This window comes from Rhodovulum sp., from assembly GCF_011048875.1.
Classification (GTDB): domain Bacteria; phylum Pseudomonadota; class Alphaproteobacteria; order Rhodobacterales; family Rhodobacteraceae; genus Rhodovulum; species Rhodovulum tesquicola.
In genome coordinates this window covers 1-1,628 of sequence record NZ_DSDD01000221.1, presented here as the reverse complement: position 1 = coordinate 1,628, position 1,628 = coordinate 1, and the positions used below count along the sequence as shown (strand labels likewise).

The 1,628-nt window shown below is 65.5% G+C and carries 1 protein-coding gene, 1 tRNA gene and 1 pseudogene; 2 read left to right on the top strand and 1 reads right to left on the bottom strand.

The genetic code is table 11. The features are described 5' to 3' along the window. The first annotated feature begins 33 nt into the window (after positions 1-33). A tRNA-Ser gene (locus ENN83_RS07655) sits at positions 34-123 on the top strand. Positions 124-520: 397 nt separating this feature from the next. Continuing rightward, positions 521-1,356: pseudogene (locus ENN83_RS07650) on the top strand (DUF3883 domain-containing protein). Between the two features lie 3 nt (positions 1,357-1,359). Here ENN83_RS07650 and ENN83_RS07645 read toward each other — a convergent pair. Then, entirely contained in the window at positions 1,360-1,548 is a 189-nt protein-coding gene (locus tag ENN83_RS07645; RefSeq protein ID WP_287185686.1) for a hypothetical protein, read from the bottom strand. Positions 1,549-1,628 lie beyond the last annotated feature (80 nt).

The window sequence follows — 1,628 nt, the reverse complement described above, 5'->3', positions numbered from 1 at the left end:
GCAGCCCCCCCCGCAAGGTTAGGTAAATCGCACGGAGAGGTGGCCGAGTGGTCGAAGGCGCACGCCTGGAAAGTGTGTAGGCGGGAAACCGTCTCCAGGGTTCGAATCCCTGTCTCTCCGCCACATTCAGATGCTGAATCCGTTCAAGGGCCCCGATTGGGGCCTTTTTTCTTTTTGTTTCAAAGGGCGTTGGCGGGGCCATCCGCCCTTCGGAGACTGGGCGCTTGACGCGGAATGGGTCTCCGAATGGCCTGCGTCTCTCTTCGAGCGCCCCTCGACGGCCACGGGACGGCGCAAAACATCCCCGCGTTTCCAATGGTTTGCTGGGTTCATAGGGTCGCCCCGTTCGCGAGATAATCCGGTGACGGAGAGCGGCACGAAGGCGCAGGGCGGTCAGAAAGACGGCTCCGTGGCGGCCGATCACCGGGCTGGTGCGCTGGTGCATGGGCCGGCGACAGCAGCAAGATCCCTGCCGGAAGTCTCTGATGACAAACAGACTTCGCGCCCATAGCCTGGCGCAATGTCGAACGGCGCATGGACGGATGAAGAGAACGACCTGATCGTCGCGGATTACTTCGCGATGCTGGCCGACGATATCGCCGTGCGGCCCTACAGCAAGGCCGAGCATCGCCGCGCGCTGCTGCCGCTGCTGAACGACCGGTCCGAGGGGGCCGTCGAGTTCAAGCACCAGAACATCAGCGCGGTGCTGAAGGGCCTCGGCGAGGACTGGATCCCCGGCTACAAACCCGCGTTCAACTTCCAGATGACCTTGGTGGATGCCGTTGCCCGATGGCTGGCGCTGAACCCGACCTGGCTCGGGCGCCAAGCGGAGCTGCAACCCGCCGCTGGCCTGCGCGAGGCGGCTCAGCTCGGGATCGGGCCGCCGCGACGCTGTCGAACCAGCCGCCTCCGCAGGAACTGGACCAGATGCTGCACATCGCCCGCAAGTTCGACGTGGCGGGTCGGGACGAGCGCAACCGGGCCCTCGGACGCGCGGGCGAGGAGCGTGTGCTGGCGCATGAACGCGCGGCCTTGCGGACGGCAGGACGTGACGATCTGGCGCGCAAGGTGCGCTGGGTGTCGGAGGAGGATGGCGACGGCGCGGGCTACGACATCGCGAGTTTCGCCCCGGACGGTTTGCCCCGGCTGATCGAGGTCAAGACAACGAACGGATGGGAGCGCACGCCCTTCCACATCACCCGCAACGAGCTGGCCGTGGCCGAGGAGCGCCGGTCGGCATGGCTTCTGTTCCGGCTCTGGAACTTCTCACGCGCGCCGAAGGCGTTCGAACTGCATCCGCCGCTGGACGCGCATGTCTCCCTGACCGCGACGACGTTTCAGGCGAGATTTCACTGAGGCTCAGTCGAACACCCGCTCCGGCTGTTCGTGCCACGGCAGGGCCGCGACGTCGGTGAGTTTCAACAGGGTCACGGCGGGCACCTCGCGCTTGTAGACCAATCGCTTGAGAATGCCCGGCGCGAGATAGGCGAGCCGCAGCTGTCGGCTGATACCAACGGCCCGTTCGGCTGGCTCGAGGGGGATTCCCAAAGCTCACGAACTCTGGCTCAGTGCGGTCTCAAAGGATGGAGGCAGGCATGGCAGGGATAGCGATCACACGGACGGAGCTG